Raw genomic sequence first — 18,293 nt, forward strand, 5'->3', positions numbered from 1 at the left:
GTACATCTCTAAGTCAGTCGTTTTATCATTCTTTTTAATGCCGGTGCTTTAAGTGGTTTGTACAATAAAGGATAACCTGCATCGAGTACGCGCTCGCGTATTTGCTCATCGTGGTTTGCAGTATTAACAATGGCAGGCAACGTCATTAATCCTGCTTGCTCAATCACCTCAAGCCCCGTTACACCATCATCCAATTGATAATCAACAATAAGTAGTTGTGGTAGTGTATTTTCTGCTTTGAGTTGCTCAAGTTCAATTAAGTTAGTGGCGGTGGCAATTTCACAGCCCCAGTTTTCTAGCAACTGTTTTAGCGCTTCAAGTACATTACGATCGTTATCCACAAGCCAAATACATAAACGACCCAATTCAGTTTCTGAATTGGCAGGTACATGCGCAGTGGCTGGTGTTTTTAAACTAGGTTTGCATGGCATGGTTAAAGTAAATTGAGTGCCTTTATTAAGCTGAGAGCCCATTACCAAAGGAATATTTAATAAATCACAAATACGTTTGGTGATAGAAAGCCCCAATCCTAATCCCTCGGCGTTAGGTTTATCGCCCAGCTGCTTAAATTCTTGATAAATACTCTGCTGATCACTGGTAGCAATGCCTATGCCTGTATCTTCAACCACAAACGATACATGATGTTCATCAAGTAAAACTTTTAAACGTACTTCACCATACTCTGTGTAGCGTATAGCATTACTAAGTAAGTTTCTTAGTACACGCTTAAGTAATGCTTTGTCGGTATAAATTCGCGCATCGCACGACTCAACAATAAAACCGAGGCCTTTTTCTTGAGCTAGTGCTAAATAATCATTACGCAGTGGCTCTATTAAACTACTCACATTAAATTCCGTTAACTGTACTTTAAACGAACCTGAATCGAGTTTAGTTAACTCTAAAATACTCGAAAGTAGCTCTTCTGCACTTGCTAAGGAATTTTTAATATTCATAGCTAGATCTTTAAGCTCAGTATCTTGGGCTTTTTCGTTCATTAGCGAACAAAATAAACTTGCGGCATTAAATGGCTGCAATAAATCGTGACTCGCCGCGGCAAAAAAACGCGTTTTACTTACTGTTGCCTGCTCTGCTACTTGCTTAGCTTTAGAAAGCGCTTGGTTAGCCTGTGTTAATGCGGCAGTGCGCGTAGCCACTTTTTCTTCAAGACTAACATTCGCTTCGGTGAGTGCTTTTTGTTGTTTTACAAACTCACTTATGTCGGTGTAGGTCGTTACAAACCCGCCACCAGGCAACGGATTTCCTTGCATTTCAAATACTCGGCCATCACTATGTGCGCGTTGATATTTATACGCACTGCCTTGTTTTAAATAGGCTAAACGCTTATCGACTTCTGTATTAATATCCTCACCACGAAATAAGCCTCGCTCAGCGTTAAAGCGAATAATATCGGCAACGGGTCGGCCTATATATAAAGCACTATCGGGGTAATTAAACATGTGCTTATAGCCCTGATTCCAAGCGACCAAACGCAACTCACTATCTACTACGCTAATCCCTTGTTGAATGTTTTCAATGGTAGATTGCAGTAAATCACGATTAAATTTAAGCACTTGGCTAGCTTCATCTACAAACTCAGCAACTTGCTCTAAAGGCTGACGCTGCTCATTTTTCGCTACATCTAAAATTAGCCGTGCTGATGCACCACCAATAACCGCTGACATTTCACGCTCAACTAATAACTCAAGCTCAACATTAGCAATCCGTTTCCATTGGCTTTTATCATGCGGAAAATACTGCTGCACTAAAGAATGGCTCGCGTCTTTTTCAGCAAAACGCTGTAGTAATGCCCCTAAATCTTCATAATTGAGTGGCTGTAATGTGGTGTTTAATCGCGAGTCGTTTAATTGAGATATGAACTTATTGCTTTGCAGGCGCTCAGCAAGCGTTGCACGACTAAATAGTGGTACAAGCAAATACACTAACGTATTAACCCCTAACGACAACAGTAATGATTGGCTAATACTTTCTAAATTCAATGAAAGTAAATTAGTGGGCGCTAACCAAGCAACTTGCCATGGCCCTTCTATTAACCAACTACTTTGGCTGCCAAAACCACTGGCTAAATTAGGTAGCAGTAAAGTGTAACCCCAAATTACAAAGCCACTTAAAATACCGAGCTGTGCACCACGACACGATGCGTGGCGCCACCATAAACCAATAATCATCGCAGGAGCAAATTGCGCAACTAAGGTAAACGACATAAGCCCAACGGTTGCAAGAGTGGTGGTTTCTGCCAGCACTCTATGAGTGAAATAGCTGAGTAATAAAATAAGTACAATTACAATTTTACGCGCATGCAATAAGTTGTTTTTATCCAATCCTCGGCTGCTTGACGTTAACTGTGAGCGACGCAAAATAAACTGATTAATAAAATCATTAGTGATCATCACCGACAGCACAATTGCCGACACAATCACCATACTTGTGGCCGCTGAAAAGCCACCTAAAAAGGCCAGTAAGGTTACCCCGCTATTATCTGTCGCCATTGGCAGCGCTAATACGAAGGTATCTTGACCAACGCTACTATCACTAAAATAAACCAGCCCAGCGTAAGCTATAGGTAAAATAAATAAGTTGATCAGTAATAAATACAACGGAAATAACCAGCGAGCAGTTGCCAGTTCATTATTGTTATTGTTTTCAATAAAGCTCATATGAAACTGACGCGGCAAACATAACGTTGCTAGTATCCCCAACAAGGTATGTGCAACATAGACATAAACGGGGCTTTGAGTCGCGGCAACGTGTGTTGGTATATTTAGCGCTTGCGCCTGTTCATACAAAGCAATAGGGCTATCAAATATAGAAAAACACACATACAAGCCCACCGCAATAAAGGCAAGTAACTTAACAATTGATTCAAAAGCAATACTGGCAATTAATCCGGGGTTATGCTCACTAGGCTTAAGCCTGCGAGCGCCAAATAAAATAGCAAATAAAGCCAGCAATAACGTAATATAAAACGTACTATCTGCCCATACTTGGTTACTTTGAGTGGGGGCTCGGTCGGTGAGTAAATTAATACTTTGTGCGGTCGCACTAAGTTGCAAAGAAATATACGGTACAATTGCTATCACTGAAATAAGTGAAATAAGCCCTGACAAACTCGACGACTGCCCATAACGAGTGGCAATAAAGTCAGCCATAGAAGTAAGCTTTTGCTGTCGACAAATATGCGCAATACGACAATACAGCTGCCAGCCAAAAATAAATAATATAATCGTGCCCGCATAGGTAGGTGCCAACCACCAGCCATTACTAGCCGCTTGTGCTGTGGTGCCGTAAAAAGCCCATGAGGTACAATAAACACCCAATGACAGCCCGTAGGTTAAGCCTTTGAAAGGAAGTACCTTACGCCTATCCGCCCAGCCCGCAACTGCAAATAATATCCCTAGATACACCACAGCAATAAGGCTAATAAACCAAATTGAAAACATATTTTTGTTCTTGTTATTATTTTTATAATACTTAACTTAGCATAAGGGGATGTGTAGCAAAAAGCAGCCCTTACTTTAGTGCTATAAATGAACAAAAAGGTAAAATAAGAATTATTTGCATTTAGGTGTTGACAGTTATTTAAATCTAATTGATAATCACTATCAACAAGACGAAGCATACTTCTTGTGACGGAAAAGTTCATTTGTTTCTCGACTCTGAAACAACGTGTGGCGCACGTTAACAGCTATGGAAACCTGTTATAAACCACAACGCCCCTTGCTGTTTATGACCTGTTTCCGCCCTACTCATTTACTTGCTACATTGCTCATATCGGTGACGGTAGATATGAAACTAAAAAAGCCCTTACGGGCTTTTTTTATGTCTGTAATTTAGTGCGTAAGGCCTTAACCTGCGCTTTTATAAATTAACGACGGTTTTTTCGTGCACGTGCTCGGCGTTGTTTTTTCTCTTCTTCTTTGGCTTGCTTTTTCGCCTCTGCTGCCGCGCGCAATTCAGCCACCATTATTTCTTCTTCTTCACGCATAGCAGGTGTTTCCATGGTAATACGACCAATAATGCCATCTCGTAATTCATTAATTAGAATTTCCGACATTTTATACGTATCGATTTGGTTACCACCGCGAATACAGCCGCGCTTTTTACCCGCCATTTCAACAAACTCCCAATCGCTTTCTGGCAGTTCATCTAATTTATAGCGCGCTTTTAAAAGCTCAGGATAAGCATGCAATAAATACTCAGCGGTGTAACTTGCCACTTCTTCGTACTCAATAGCGGTATCACGTATCGCACCGGTTGCGCCTAAACGATAACCTGAGTTTTCGTTCTCTACTTTTGGCCACAGCATCCCTGGCGTATCGTAAAGCATAATGCCATCATCAAGTTTAATACGTTGCTGCGCCTTAGTAACTGCAGGCTCGTTACCCGTTTTAGCTACTATACGCCCAGCAAGCACATTAATGAGTGTTGATTTACCTACGTTAGGAATACCCATGATCATGGCTTTAATTTGCTTATCGGCACCGACTTTATGTGGCACTAACTTTTTACATAGCTCATTAATTCGATGCACTTCTGCGGCTTTATCGTTACCAAATGCAATGGCTTTTACGCCATTTTCTTGCTCAAAATAGTCTTTCCAGGTTTGCGTCATTTTAGGATCAGCTAAATCGGCTTTATTGAGAATTTTGATGACCGGCTTACCTTCACGCAGGGTAGCCACCATCGGGTTTTCGCTACTGTAAGGAATGCGCGCATCTAGCACTTCAATGATCACATCCATTTGTGGCATTATTTCTTTAATTTCATTTCGGGCTTTATTCATGTGCCCAGGGAACCACTGGATAGCCATTTTTAACTCCTAACGTATAATTTGTAGCTATTTTAACTGGCAATTCATTTAATTGCGCTATACTGACGCAAATTTTTTCATATAAGACACTATGGCTCTCAAATCTACCATCATGAAGGCGCAGTTATCGCTTAGCGATATGGACCGTCACGTATACCAAGACTTTCACCTGACCTTGGCACAACACCCATCAGAAACAGATCAGCGGTTGATGATCCGCTTACTCGCTTTTGCACTTAATAGCTGTGATGGTTTAGAGTTTACCAAAGGGTTAAGCGCTGATGATGAGCCGGAGCTTTGGCATGTCAATTACAGTGAAGAAATAGAGCTGTGGATTGAGCTGGGGTTACCAGATGAAAAGCGCCTTAAAAAAGCCTGTAATAAAGCTAAAAAAGTAATTTTATATACCTATGGCGAAAATAACCAAGCTATTTGGTGGCAAAAGCATCAGCCTAAATTATACGAGTTTAAAAACTTAAGTATTTTTAGCCTTGATTATGCAGCCACTCAACTATTAGCTGCGTTGGTTGATCGCAATATTAAATTGGCTATTACTATTCAAGATGGTGAAGTTTGGGTTAATACCGACACCACTAACATTGAGATAAAACCTCAGCAATTAATGTAACTACCCACGATTAGGGGGCGTATGAAGGTTAAACACGTTATTGTTTTACATGGCTTATATATGTCTGGCTTGGTGATGCGCCCGTTGTGCTCACGCTTGGAAGAGTCGGGCGTTAAAGTTTTAAACCTTACCTACAATACGCGTGATCCTAATCGGGATGCTATTTTTTCGCAAATAGATGACTTTATCGGCGACGAGCCTTCTGCTTTAGTGTGTCACTCTATGGGGGGCTTAGTTGCTCGCGCCTATTTAGAGGCAAACTCAGCGCCAAGTCATCATGTTGAAAAGGTAATCACCTTAGGAACGCCACATACTGGCAGCCATATTGCTGAAAAAATGCAGCAAAAAGGGTTCGAGCTATTATTAAAAAATAGCGTTGAGTTTTTACTCTCTAAGAATGGTGATTGGCCTTTTAAAGCCAAGCTATATAGCATTGCCGGCGACTTACCGATTGGCTTAATGCCACTCATTGTAAAAGGCAGCCGCTCTGATGGCACCGTATTACTAGATGAAACAAAGCTAAAGGGTATGGCCGAACATAAGGTATTTCACTTAAGCCATACCAGTATGATTTACTCACGCCAAGTCGTTAATTATATTCTTGAGCGCTTGAATGAGGACATTTAGTCCTCGGCTGCAGCCGCCACTTTATAGCTGATCAAAAATATAATACCTAATACCAGCGGCATTGGTGCAGCAATATAGCCAAAGGCATCAGAGTTTGCAAAACTCGCACCCGCTAAGTGCGCAACTAACCCTAATACAAACCCTAGCAAAGCAATACCAATAACGATGAGTTCAGCTTTATTTTCTTTACGTGTTTTAGCTTCCATAATTTCTCTCCGCATCTAATCAAGTAGCCCCTTAACTCAATAAAGTGTTCTCTATCAAGTTGGGTTATAGTGATTATGCGCTTTACTGGTGTGCGTTTTTTGACCTACATCAATAAATAAAATAAGTGTGCGCTGCGCCTGTCAAAAGCTTGTTTTAGATCATATTTTGTACTCACAAAATAAACAATTTCGCTGCTCAAGGTAGTATTTTTATAAACACAACCCATATCTATTGAACAGCGTTAGCTAACTTATTTAAAAAGTCGAGCTAAGGTGATAGCTTTTAGCTATGACACCAATATATATAAACAATTTTATTAATACACCATCTTAGGTAATAATGACTGTATTGAACAAGGTGTAAACAAATTCATAAAACGGTTCTTTAAGGAGCAAGGTATGTCGCAAGTAAATGCAATTGGTTTAAACAGTACAAAAAGTGAAGATATCATTAAGTCACTGAATACGCTTTTAAGCAGCTATCAAATTCAATATATGAATGCACGCGGTTTTCACTGGAATATTAAAGGCCGAAACTTTTTTGAATTACATTTAAAGTTTGAAGAAATTTATAACTTACTACTATTAAAAGTAGATGAAATCGCAGAACGTATTTTAACGCTTGATGGTGCACCGCTACATGCGTTTTCAGATTACTTAGAAGTAAGTGAAATTAAAGAAGCAAAAGGGATCAGCGATGGCGTAACCGCAGTAGAGAACTTACTTGCCGGATACAGCAGCTTAATTAAAATGCAGCGCGATATTCTTGCACAAGCCGCTGAAGCTGATGATGAAGGTACCGCGTCATTAATGAGTGACTACATTAAAGAGCAAGAAAAACTAGTGTGGATGTTAAAAGCCTACCTAGATTAAGTTATTTTAAAAAATAGAAAGCCTCAGTTATTACTGAGGCTTTTTTGTAACAATCATTTACGGGCTATGACAAAGCGATAAAAAAGGCCATTTCTAGCGCTTTTTCCTCTAAGCTCTTAAAGCGACCCGATGCCCCACCATGTCCTGCATCCATGTCGGTTTTAAACACTAAAATATTATCATCGGTTTTATATTCACGCATTTTAGCCACCCATTTCATTGGTTCCCAATACTGTACTTGTGAGTCGTGCAAGCCGGTTGTCACCAATATATTGGGGTAGTGTTGCGCGCTAATATTGTCGTACGGTGAATACGCTTCAATAATGTCGTAAAAATGGGGGTCATTTGGGTTACCCCATTCATCATACTCATTTGTTGTAAGCGGAATGCTTTCATCTAACATTGTGGTGAGCACATCTAAAAATGGCACATGGCAGCCCACTCCACAGTAAAGTTCAGGCGCTTGATTTACCACAGCTCCCATTAATAACCCCCCAGCACTGCCACCAGAGGCAAACACTTTACTTTTGTTGCCGTATCCTTGCTCAGTGAGCGCTTTGGTTATATCTATAAAGTCATTAAAGCTATTTTGTTTATGCTGTTTTTTACCGTGTTCGTACCATGAACGCCCTAGCATTTCACTACCACGCACATGCGCAATTGCATAAACAAAACCACGGTCGAGTAAGCTAAGTGACGTACTCGAAAAGCTAGGATCTATGGTGATCCCATACGCGCCATAACCATATTGAAACAACGGATTTGAACCATCTTTTTTAAAGCTATCTTTACGATATACCAACGACACCGGCACTTTTACCCCATCTCGAGTGCTTACCATAAGTCGCTCTGACTGGTAGTCTTCTGCGTTAAAATCACCGAGTATTTTTTGTTGTTTAAGTAAGGTTTTTTCGCCTGTGGTTAAATCAACATTATAAAGCGAGCCAGGCGTTGTTAAGCTTGAATAGTAAATGCGTGCATGGGTTACACTTGGCTCTGGGTTCATCGCAATAGCGGCGTAGTAACAAGGATCATCAAACTCAAGGCTCATTCGCTCGCCGTTTTGATTAACCACAACAAAGCGTGCTTGGCCTTGTTCGCGCTCGCTAAGCACTAAAAAGTCGTTAAATAGTTCAACGCCTTCTAATAATACAGTTTCACGATGGGGGGTATGTGTTTGCCACTGGTTTTTATCAGCAATGGTATTGCTTGTCGCGGTCATTAATCTAAAGTTTTTAGCCTGCCAGTTAGTCACTATATAAAAAGTATCACCGAGCTTATCGATATCAAATTCATGCCCCTCTTCACGCGGCATTAAAGCAGTAAACTCACCTTTAGGTTGATTGGCATCAAGCACCCACATGTCGTTAGTTTCTGTGCTCGCTAAATCAATAATAATTAAGCTTTCATCACGACTTTTACCTAAGCCCATAAAAAAGCTGCTGTCTTGCTCTTCGTATACCAGCACATCTTGGTGTTGCTCAGTCCCTAGTTCATGTCTAAAAACTTGATAACCTAATAAGGTTTTTAAATCCTTTTTTACATAAAATACGGTTTTATTGTCGTTCGCCCAAACCACTTGCCCCTCGGTAATCTCAAGTACATCGTCGAGCATTTTATTGCTGCTTAAATCTTTAAACCGTACTGTGTATATCCGTCTGCCATCGGTATCTTCAGAGTAAGCCATTAATTGCTCGTTGGGGCTCAGCGCCACTTCCCCTAACTCATAAAACTCATAGCCATTGGCAAGTGCATTAACATCAAGTAGTAGCTCTTTATCAGCCATTGCCATACTGCTGCTGCGATAATGACGCGCATATTCATCATCTCCGCGAACCTCTGAGTGATACCAATACTGGCCGTCTTTTACCGGTACAGTGTTATCGTCTTTTACAATACGACCTTTAAGCTCCTCAAATAATGTATTTTGTAGTGGCTTAATGGCAGCTAATTGTGCATCACAATAGGCATTTTCTTGCGCTAAATGTGCGAGTATATCGGCATTTTGTCGCTCATCATCGCGCATCCAATAATAATCATCACTGCGTGTTTTAGCATGAGTAGTCAGCGCATGAGCTTGCTTTTTAGCAACAGGGAAATTAGGTAATAAGCTTAAAGAATAATCAGAAGAAGACACAAAAAAAACCGCTTAAAAAATAACAATGGCGATCAGTTTATCATAAAAATAAAAAAGCCCACTCATAGTTGAGTGGGCTAAAGCGGTATAAATTCGATAACTAAAAACTACGAGAATTTTTATTGTTGTCGTTATACCTAAGGGAAGTTGATTTACTGTATTTGCTGCCAAGCCATCGCCCAGCTTTCACCAACGCCTGGCTCAAACATAGCGCTATTCTCATTCACACGGCAAAACTCACTAAATGGCCATGCCTTACACTGGTATATATGCCCTGTTTTTGGCTGTAATACTTTGGTGCCCGCACTGTACATATCGCCATTTTGAGGATAAACCGCGTCGTATCCAAGGCTATTGACTGTGATTAATTTTTTATTTTTTTCAGCGCGATTAAAGTGAACCACCGCGCTACAAATACCACTGCTTTCAAGTGCAAATATTTTGTTATGTCGGTACGCAACCACCAATCCTTGCTCTGTCATTCTGCCAGCGCACACAAGCGGAATATGCATATTAATATGCTCAACCACCAGCAAACTCCAAGCATGCGGTTCGCCCTGCTCTGGAGAGAGTATTTCATAATCAAACGCTAGCTGAGTTAATTCGCCATGCTCATCGTAAAAGCTCACACTAACCGTATCACCAACAAAGAGCTGGCTATACTGATCGAGCCCAAGACAACCAATAGTTAACCATTCTCCACATGTTAATGATGAATGTATAAACACTGCAACACCTTAAAGAGTCAAACGTCGCCCATAACATATGGCTTTCAACAGGCAAACTAGCTCATGAGCTAATATGCGTTAACTAAAGTATTAGGCTAAAAACCATTGTGTAATACCAATACCGACTGATTGTAATTCGCAATGTTGCAATAATCAAACAAAAGAATGTAACCAGAGTTTAAAAACAATACTAAAGTTTGCACTAATGAGCATAAAACAAAAAAGCCAACCGCTTTATAAACGGTTGGCTTTTTTCAGCTACATGATCTGGGTGATGTTAACTTACGCTCGCTTTTTTACTTGCGAACGGGCGCTTAAATAGCGCGCCTATGTCGGTTAAAATAATATACAAACACGGCACCAAAATAAGGGTGATCAGTGTTGCAAACATAACCGCAAAGCCCAGAGCTACCGCCATAGGTATTACAAATTTGGCTTGTAAACTGGTCTCAAACATAATCGGCAATACCCCTGCAAAGGTCGTAATTGAGGTAAGTAATATGGGCCTAAAGCGTGCACAGCCTGCTTCAATAACCGCATCTTTTATACTGATACCAGCTCGACGCGCCTGATTAATAAAATCAGTCATCACCAAAGAGTCGTTAATAACCACCCCTGCAGCAGCAATTAAACCAAAGCCCGACATTAAACTAATATCTAAACCAAACCAAAAATGACCCCATATTGCCCCCGTTAAACTAAATGGAATAACCGACATTACAATGAGAGGTTGTGAGTAACTTTTTAACGGCACGGCAAGTAATATATAAACTAAAATCATACCACCAGCAAAAAATAACAATTGCTCATTAGCTTGCGCTTGTTGCTCTTCAATTGCGCCACCTAGTTCTGACTTAACACTTGGGTATTCGTCCAACAGTTGTGGTAGTAAATTTTCTTTTACTTGCTTAACCACTTCGCCTGGCTCAATCACTTCCTCATCAATGTTGCCATACACATAAACAGTGCGATAACCGCCTTCACGACGAATATAACTAATACCAGGGGTTTCAGTTAGCTCAACCACATCTCCTAGCAATACTTCTTTGCCTTGGGGCGTGGTGATAACCGCGTGTTTAAGCGATGAAAACGCTTCGCGAGTAAGCTTAGGGTAACGTACCATCACCCGTACTTCTTCACCGCGACGAATAACACGTTGCGCCTCGCCACCATAAAAACTGGCACCGACTTGATTTGCAATTGAGGCCAAATCTAACCCTAAGTCAAAGGCGACTGGTTTTAAGCTCATTTGTACTTCTTTGCTAGCAGGGTCAATGGTAGAGCTTATATCAAATAAGCCTTCTTGCTGCTGCAATAATCCAATAAAGCGACGCCCTGCTTCATTCAATGTATCGATATCAGAGCCATACAGCAAGTAACCAAACTCACCGTTACCGCCGCCACCTCCACCGCCAACATCATCCTGAATAGTTAACGATTTAACGCCCGCAATATTAGGCATCGCTTCACGCCAGCGGCGCGAAAGCTCAAAGGCATTATAAGAGCGTAAATCTTCATCAACCAATGGCGCTAATAACTGCGCCTCTGTACGACCTTGGTTAAATACCAATACATCGCGAATCATCTTTTGCCCTTCTTCGCGCTCGGTTTGCTTATCTATTTCAAGCACCATGGCTTCGATTTGGCGAATAGCATTAATGGTTTGAATGTCTGATACGTTATCGTTCATCTCAACATTAATTTGCGGGAAGTCATGCGGCACTTTAGGCGATGGGATCATTCTTACCTGATTAGACGAGATTAACGCAAAAGTAAAAATTAACAGCGCAATAAAGCTAAATAACACCGTCCAACGCCATTTGATACAATTAATAATAAACTGCCTATACGGCCCATTTACAAAGCCAAAAAAACGCTTATTAAAGCGTGCTCGCCAACCGTCAGGGTTAATAGGTGAAAAGTGAGTATGCGCAATGTGCGCCGGTAATATCAGCTTAGATTCAATCAAGCTAAATATTAAACATAAAATCACCACCACTGAAATACCATAAAAGAAGGCACTTTCAGGTCCACTTGAAAGTGTAAATGGCGCAAATACCGCAATGGTTGTGAGTACTCCGAAGGTCGCCGGGGTGGCAACTCGTTTTGCGCCATTCACTACATTAACAACACCGCCGCCTTTTTTCTCTATTTCGGTGTAGGCACTTTCACCTATGACAATGGCATCGTCCACCACAATTCCCAGTACCATAATAAAGGCAAACAAAGACACAATATTAATCGTGATGCCAAATAATGGCATCAACATCATCGCCCCTAAAAAACATACCGGCAAACCAATCATTACCCACAGTGCCAGCTTAAAACGTAAAAATAATGAAAGCATAATGGCAACTAAAATAGCCCCTTGCAGCAAATTAGCTTTCATCATATCTAAGCGTGCATTAAGGTAGTATGTCATGTCCATTAATGGCTCTAAACGCACACCCAATGGTAGTTCTTTATTTTTTTGGTCCATGTAGGCTTTAACAGAATCGGCCACCGGAATAATATTTTGCTCTTCGGTGGCTTTAACCGATAAATAAACCGCATTTTCGCCGTTAAATTTAAAGTAGCGCTCACCTTCAACAAACTGATCTTTAATAATCGCAATATCTTGTAGCAACACCTTGGCACCGTTCGCGCCAATTTTTACCGGAATTTGCCTAAATTCTTCACCAGAATAAAACTGATTTTCTACTCGAACCGAAATAACACCAGCATCAGTTTTTAATTGCCCAGCTGAAAAGTTAGCCGAATAACGACGTACCGCGTTCGCTACATCCGATAAAGTTAAATTATATTGGCGCAATGTATCGGGCTCTATTTCTATGGCAATTTCATCCAGTGGCACATCATTTACCACTAAAGATACATTCGATAACTGCAATAATTCATCTTCAACCTGATTTGCGATTGGCTTAAGTTCATTTAGCGGTAGGTCGGCAACGAGCGTCATACCAATTACATCTTGGCGAAACTCTATTTGGCTAATGGTAACCGGCTCCATTCCCGCTGGAAAAGTTGCAATACCATCTACTCGCAGCTTGACCTTATCGAGAACGTCGGTGAGCTCTGCGTCAGTATTAATTTCAAGGCTGGCAGAACCACCATTACGAAAAGCGCGATACACCCCTTTTTTTATCTCAGTTATATCTTTTAACGACTCTTCAATTTTTATTAAGATGCTTTCTTCAATTTCCTGTGGCGACGCCCCAGGGTAATTTGCATTCACCGTAATATAGTTAACTTCTATATTGGGGAACATTTGTCGCTGAATAGTAAAATAGCTTATAAGCCCCATGACAATGATAAAAAACATCATCAAATTGGCTGCAACAGAGTTGTTAGCAAAATAAGCAATTAACCCTGTTTGTTTGGTTGTATTGGGCTGTTCTGTGTTATTCATAACTCACCCTACCTTAAAGTTTTTCAGTGGATGCGTTTTCTGCTGCATCTGTACTTTTAGTCTCTGTTAAACCGGCTATTTTTACTGCCATTCCTTTTTGTGGATATTCCGGCAAGGTAGTAACAAGCTTGTCGTTGGCTTCTAAGCCATCACTGATATAGAAGTATTCACCTTCTTCACGAATCACTTTTACTTTACGCGGCTCTAACTGTTGCTCATCATTGACTACCCACACGGTTTGGTTATTTACTAACTCTTGCGGTAAACGATAAATATTATTGAGCATAGTGCCAGCAAAGTTTACTTGTACATAAGTGCCAAATTTAATTGCAGGCTGCTGATTAGTAAGCCCATAAGGATCTTCAATTCTTACCACTAAACTGCTCATGCGAGTCGCGTTATCAACAATCCCTAAATCGCGGTCTATTACTGCTTGGCGAGTAAACCCATTTAATCCTGTTTTAATAACCGTTGCAGTTACCCCTTTAACACGCTCAGGTAAAAACACACTGTCAAAGCCAGCGATCGGAATAATCACTTCAGCGGTTTCAATATTATTCAGCTCGGCAACTTGAGCGCCCATAGTGACAAACTGACCAACACCTACATTACGACTCACCACTAGTGCATCGTATGGTGCGCTCACTTCACTATTATCTAAATCGCGTTGTGCCCTTTTCAATGCAGCTTGGGCCGATTTAACCGATGCCTGCGCACTCAACACTTGTGGTTTACGTAAAAATAAATCTGTACGCGCTTTATTTGGGAAACGTTTTGCTTCGTCTTCTGCGACTTTGGCTTGCGCTTGCTCTTCAATTAACATCGCTTGCGCGCGGGCAAGTTCAGCCTCGGCTTGCAGTACTGCTGCTTCGTAGTTATCTTTTTCAATTGTAAATAAGATTTCGCCACGACCCACGACCCCACCGGCCACAAAGCTTGGATGCCAGCTAACTACCTCACCGGATACTTGCGCTGAAAGCTGGGTATTTTCTAGCGGCTGCACTTCACCATAACTATTAATGATAACTTGATGATTGTTAGCGGAAACAGCTTCAACCTGCACCGTTGGACGAGTGTCTATGACTTCTTTTTTATCTGACTCTTTTGCAATCGCATTAATTGCAGCAAAACCAACCACACCTAATGTTAATGCTACGAACGGAAAAATCCACCTAAGTACATTACCTTGCATCTGTTTATTACTCCCAAATTACTATTAACACCATGATACCAAAGCTTAATGAAACATTAACGTGACATTTGTAAGCAACTGTTACAAAAAAGTATAAATAAGGTCTTCTTCAGCAAATAAAAGGTAAGTCAAAAGCACTGTTAAGCCGCTTTATAAATGTATTGTTACAATCTTTTACCATTATAAATCATAAAGCTAATCACTTTAGGTTAGTATTTAGGAACGATACTGTACGAAATAGCATGACAAACCGTACAGTAAAATTACATTAACAACTAAAAAAGACTAAACAATGAAATTAACTACACTTACCTTGGCGCTTAGTATAGCGCTTGGCAGTAGCTATACTGTTGCTGCAGAAAAAAAAGAAGAAAAAAAGCCACAAACATTAAGTGAAATGATTAAAGGCCAAACCGAATTTGCTGGCATTTTTAATCTTTACCAAGATGAAAAAACCGGTGACCACCTAATGGTAATTAACGAGTCACAGCTCGATACCCCTTTTGTTTATTTTGCACATACCATTGATGGTGCGACTGATGCGGGTCATTTTCGTGGCGCGTACCGTGAAACAAAGTTAATTGAATTTAGAAAGTACTTTGATCGTATCGATATTGTTAGTAAAACCCCGCGTTACTTATTTAACGAAAATAGCGCGCTAGCTAAAGCCAGCGAGGCAAACATTAGCGAAGCGGTACTTGCAAGTATAAAAATTGAAAAACAAGAAGAAGGTAAAATAGCCTTTAATGTTAACAAGCTATTTTTAAGTGAAGCACTGCATAAAGTATCACCAACGCCTAATCCGAACGATAAAAATGCTAAAAAGCGTTTTAAAGTAGGTAAATTAGATGATAAAAAATCACGTATCATCAAACAGCGTCCTTACCCTAACAATCTAGATGTGGTGGTTGACTATGTATTTACTAATAGTAGCCCAACCGTTCGAGGCTCAGGTGCGATAAGCGATCCACGAAGCGTGTCAGTAAAAGTTCAGCACTCATTTGTAGCTTTACCTGATAATAGCTACCAACCTCGTTTTGATGATGCGCGCATTGGTTATTTCACTAATCAGTTTGATAAAATGACATCAACTGACTGGGCACCATACCAAGATGTAATAAAGCGCTGGGACCTACAAAAGAAAGATCCAAACGCAGCACTTTCAGAGCCAGTAAAGCCGATTACCTGGTGGATAGAAAATACTACGCCTGTTGAGTGGCGAGATACAGTTCGTGACGCCGTACTTGCTTGGAATAGCTCATTTGAAAAGGCAGGCTTTAAAAATGCAATAGAAGTAAAAGTACAACCTGACGATGCCGATTGGGATGCCGGCGATATTAATTATAATGTACTGCGTTGGACTTCATCGCCTAAGCCACCTTTTGGTGGATATGGACCAGCATTAGCTAACCCGCTAACCGGTGAAATTTTAGGCTCAGACATTATGCTTGAGTTTGTATTTATGAAAAACCGCTGGATATACGATACGCTTTATACTCAAGGCACTATGAGCCATACACAACCAGGAAGTAACACTGAGCTTAATTGTTCTTTAGGTCATGAGTTACAACAAAACCTAATACTTGCAAAAGGCTTAGCAAATGGTGCTGATATTGAAGATACCCAAATGTTACGTCAAGGCTTAACTCAGCTGGTTTTACATGAAGTAGGGCATACTCTAGGTCTCAATCACAACATGAAATCTTCTATTTTGTGGGATGAGAAAGAAGTTCACGACAAAAGTAAAACTCAAGGTATAGTGACCGGCTCAGTAATGGACTATGCGCCAGCAAATATAGCGCCAACGGGTGTAACTCAAGGCGATATCTTCCAAACTAAACCAGGTCCATACGATGATTGGGCAATAAACTACGGCTACAGCGCAGCACTTAAAGATGAAGCAGCAGAACAAGCTCGTCTTGATAAAATACTCGCTCGCTCAAGCGAACATGCACTGGCCTTTGGTAACGATGCCGACGACATGCGTGCACCAGGTCGCCACATAGACCCTCGCGTGATGATTGGTGACTTGTCGTCTAACCCTGCAGCTTATGGTGCAGATAGAATGGCACTGATCAATACACTATTTTCTGAACTTAAAGACAAAGCTACAGTAAAAGGTGAGTCTTACCAACAGCTTGTTACTTCAGCTAACAGCCTATTTGGCCAGTATCGTGCACAAGCAGGCGTGGTATCTCGTCAAATTGGAGGGGTTTATGTAGAGCGTGCCGTCGTGGGCGATGAAAATGCAGCAAAGCCTTTTACACCGGTACCACTTGAGCGTCAAACCCAAGCAATGGCTATTTTAGCTGAGTATGTGTTTGCTCCAAATGTACTGCAAAGCATGCAGCCATTGTATAACTTTATGCAGCAGCAGCGTCGTGGGTTTAATCATTACGGTAAAAACGAAGACCCTAAACCGCATAAAATGATTTTAGGTATGCAAAAGAGTGTACTAGCGCAACTACTTCATCCTGCTGTGTTACTGCGTATTTCAGATACTGCTTTATATGGTAATGAATACACCCTTACGCAATTTATGGAGGATTTAACTGCAAGTATCTTTGTTGATAGTAAAACCGCTAATTCAATCAGTCATAATTTACAGATTGAATATGTTAATCAGCTAATTGCAATTGCAGGCCTAGAAAAAGCAAGTAAATACGATAACTTAGCGAAAACAGCCGCGCTATATCAGCTAACTCAAATAGCCGATCAAGATGTTGCATGGGGCGCTGATACCGCAACCAAAGCACATAAAAAATATATCGACCGCTTAATTAGCAAAGCGCTAGAAGCGTAAATAACACTGAGTAAACCAAGGCCACGTTTTACGTGGCCTTTTTTACACTAACTCAAAGGTAAATAGTGCCTTTAAGGTACCTTACGGCATGACCCGTTAATGTCACTGTTGTATCACCCACTTCACAGTAAAGCTTCCCGCCTCGTTGTGAGGCTTGATAAGCACTGAGAGAATCTTTTCCAAACTGCCCTGCCCAATAAGGGGCAAGCCCAGTATGAATTGAGCCGGTTACAAAGTCTTCATCACCCCCACTGGCAGGCCAAAAATAACGAGAAATAAAGTCATACTCAACACTCGGTGCTGTTGCAACCACATCTAATGGGGCTAATTTTTTTAGTTGTTCATTGGTTGTTTTCAGGTCTACAACCTGCTGCTCATTATCATAAATAGCAAAATAAGCTTGGCGGTTTTGCAGCACCTTAACAGGTTGTATAGACAGGCCACCTAATAAAGCATCAGGGATGAGCTGAACCTCTTCAGGGGCTTGTTTAGGAAAGGTCATGGCAAAGCTGCCATCGTTATTTTTATTAACAATCAGTTCGCCCACCGTCTCTGTGCTGAAGCACACCTGCGTTATATTATGTTGCTCACAAAGCACATAGGCCGCCGCTAAAGTAGCATGGCCGCAAAAATCAATCTCCATTAATGGCGAAAACCAACGTATCGCAAAGCTTCCATCTGCCGACTGACAAGTAAAAGCGGTTTCAGACACATTGTTTTCCGAAGCTATATTCAGCATAAGATCATCACTAAGCCAAGATTCCAATGGGATCACGGCAGCATAATTACCTTTAAACAGTTCACTGCTGAACGCATCGATTTGATGGATAGTTAATTTCATAGTGGGCACTTTTTATTTATT

General features: G+C 40.9%; 12 protein-coding genes. 4 read left to right on the forward strand and 8 right to left on the reverse strand.

Going from position 1 to position 18,293, the window contains the following annotated elements:
- Positions 1 to 8: 8 nt before the first annotated feature.
- Positions 9 to 3,458, reverse strand: a complete 3,450-nt coding sequence (locus L641_RS0114450; protein ID WP_024602251.1) for a PAS domain-containing hybrid sensor histidine kinase/response regulator — start codon at positions 3,456 to 3,458, stop codon at positions 9 to 11.
- A gap of 425 nt (positions 3,459 to 3,883) precedes the next feature.
- Positions 3,884 to 4,828 carry a ribosome biogenesis GTPase YlqF gene (ylqF, locus tag L641_RS0114455; RefSeq protein WP_013466219.1) on the reverse strand — a complete coding sequence of 315 codons (945 nt, stop codon included), beginning with the start codon at positions 4,826 to 4,828 and terminating at the stop codon, positions 3,884 to 3,886.
- Positions 4,829 to 4,919: 91 nt separating this feature from the next.
- On the opposite strand from ylqF, the gene L641_RS0114460 reads away from it, so the two are divergent.
- Positions 4,920 to 5,456, forward strand: a complete 537-nt coding sequence (locus L641_RS0114460) for a YaeQ family protein (protein ID WP_024602252.1) — start codon at positions 4,920 to 4,922, stop codon at positions 5,454 to 5,456.
- A gap of 21 nt (positions 5,457 to 5,477) precedes the next feature.
- Positions 5,478 to 6,083 (forward strand): alpha/beta hydrolase, encoded by a 606-nt coding sequence (locus L641_RS0114465; RefSeq protein ID WP_024602253.1) that lies wholly within the window; start codon positions 5,478 to 5,480, stop codon positions 6,081 to 6,083.
- Here the strand turns inward: L641_RS0114465 and L641_RS0114470 are convergent.
- Positions 6,080 to 6,289 (reverse strand): hypothetical protein, encoded by a 210-nt coding sequence (locus L641_RS0114470; protein WP_016899028.1) that lies wholly within the window; start codon positions 6,287 to 6,289, stop codon positions 6,080 to 6,082. The genes L641_RS0114465 and L641_RS0114470 overlap by 4 nt on opposite strands.
- A 399-nt stretch (positions 6,290 to 6,688) precedes the next feature.
- Here L641_RS0114470 and L641_RS0114475 point away from each other — a divergent pair, with 399 nt between their 5' ends.
- On the forward strand, positions 6,689 to 7,162 hold the full coding sequence (locus L641_RS0114475; protein ID WP_008112861.1) for a Dps family protein: 474 nt from the start codon (positions 6,689 to 6,691) through the stop codon (positions 7,160 to 7,162).
- Positions 7,163 to 7,226: 64 nt separating this feature from the next.
- On the opposite strand, the gene L641_RS0114480 is transcribed toward L641_RS0114475, so the two are convergent.
- The 4 genes from L641_RS0114480 to L641_RS0114495 form a co-directional block, all read right to left on the reverse strand.
- Positions 7,227 to 9,299: an oligopeptidase B gene (locus L641_RS0114480; RefSeq protein ID WP_024602254.1), complete on the reverse strand. Its 2,073-nt coding sequence runs from the start codon at positions 9,297 to 9,299 to the stop codon at positions 7,227 to 7,229.
- Between the two features lie 152 nt (positions 9,300 to 9,451).
- Positions 9,452 to 10,027 carry a hypothetical protein gene (locus L641_RS0114485; RefSeq protein ID WP_013466224.1) on the reverse strand — a complete coding sequence of 192 codons (576 nt, stop codon included), beginning with the start codon at positions 10,025 to 10,027 and terminating at the stop codon, positions 9,452 to 9,454.
- Positions 10,028 to 10,304: 277 nt separating this feature from the next.
- On the reverse strand, positions 10,305 to 13,436 hold the full coding sequence (locus tag L641_RS0114490) for an efflux RND transporter permease subunit (protein WP_024602256.1): 3,132 nt from the start codon (positions 13,434 to 13,436) through the stop codon (positions 10,305 to 10,307).
- Positions 13,437 to 13,449: 13 nt separating this feature from the next.
- Positions 13,450 to 14,628 carry an efflux RND transporter periplasmic adaptor subunit gene (locus L641_RS0114495; RefSeq protein ID WP_024602257.1) on the reverse strand — a complete coding sequence of 393 codons (1,179 nt, stop codon included), beginning with the start codon at positions 14,626 to 14,628 and terminating at the stop codon, positions 13,450 to 13,452.
- Between the two features lie 292 nt (positions 14,629 to 14,920).
- On the opposite strand from L641_RS0114495, the gene L641_RS0114500 reads away from it, so the two are divergent.
- Positions 14,921 to 17,431 carry a zinc-dependent metalloprotease gene (locus tag L641_RS0114500; RefSeq protein WP_024602258.1) on the forward strand — a complete coding sequence of 837 codons (2,511 nt, stop codon included), beginning with the start codon at positions 14,921 to 14,923 and terminating at the stop codon, positions 17,429 to 17,431.
- A gap of 52 nt (positions 17,432 to 17,483) precedes the next feature.
- On the opposite strand, the gene L641_RS0114505 is transcribed toward L641_RS0114500, so the two are convergent.
- Positions 17,484 to 18,272 (reverse strand): PhzF family phenazine biosynthesis protein, encoded by a 789-nt coding sequence (locus L641_RS0114505; RefSeq protein WP_024602259.1) that lies wholly within the window; start codon positions 18,270 to 18,272, stop codon positions 17,484 to 17,486.
- Positions 18,273 to 18,293: the final 21 nt, after the last annotated feature.

This window comes from Pseudoalteromonas sp. TB41 (genome assembly GCF_000497975.1).
In the GTDB taxonomy this organism is placed as follows: Bacteria; Pseudomonadota; Gammaproteobacteria; order Enterobacterales; family Alteromonadaceae; genus Pseudoalteromonas; species Pseudoalteromonas tetraodonis.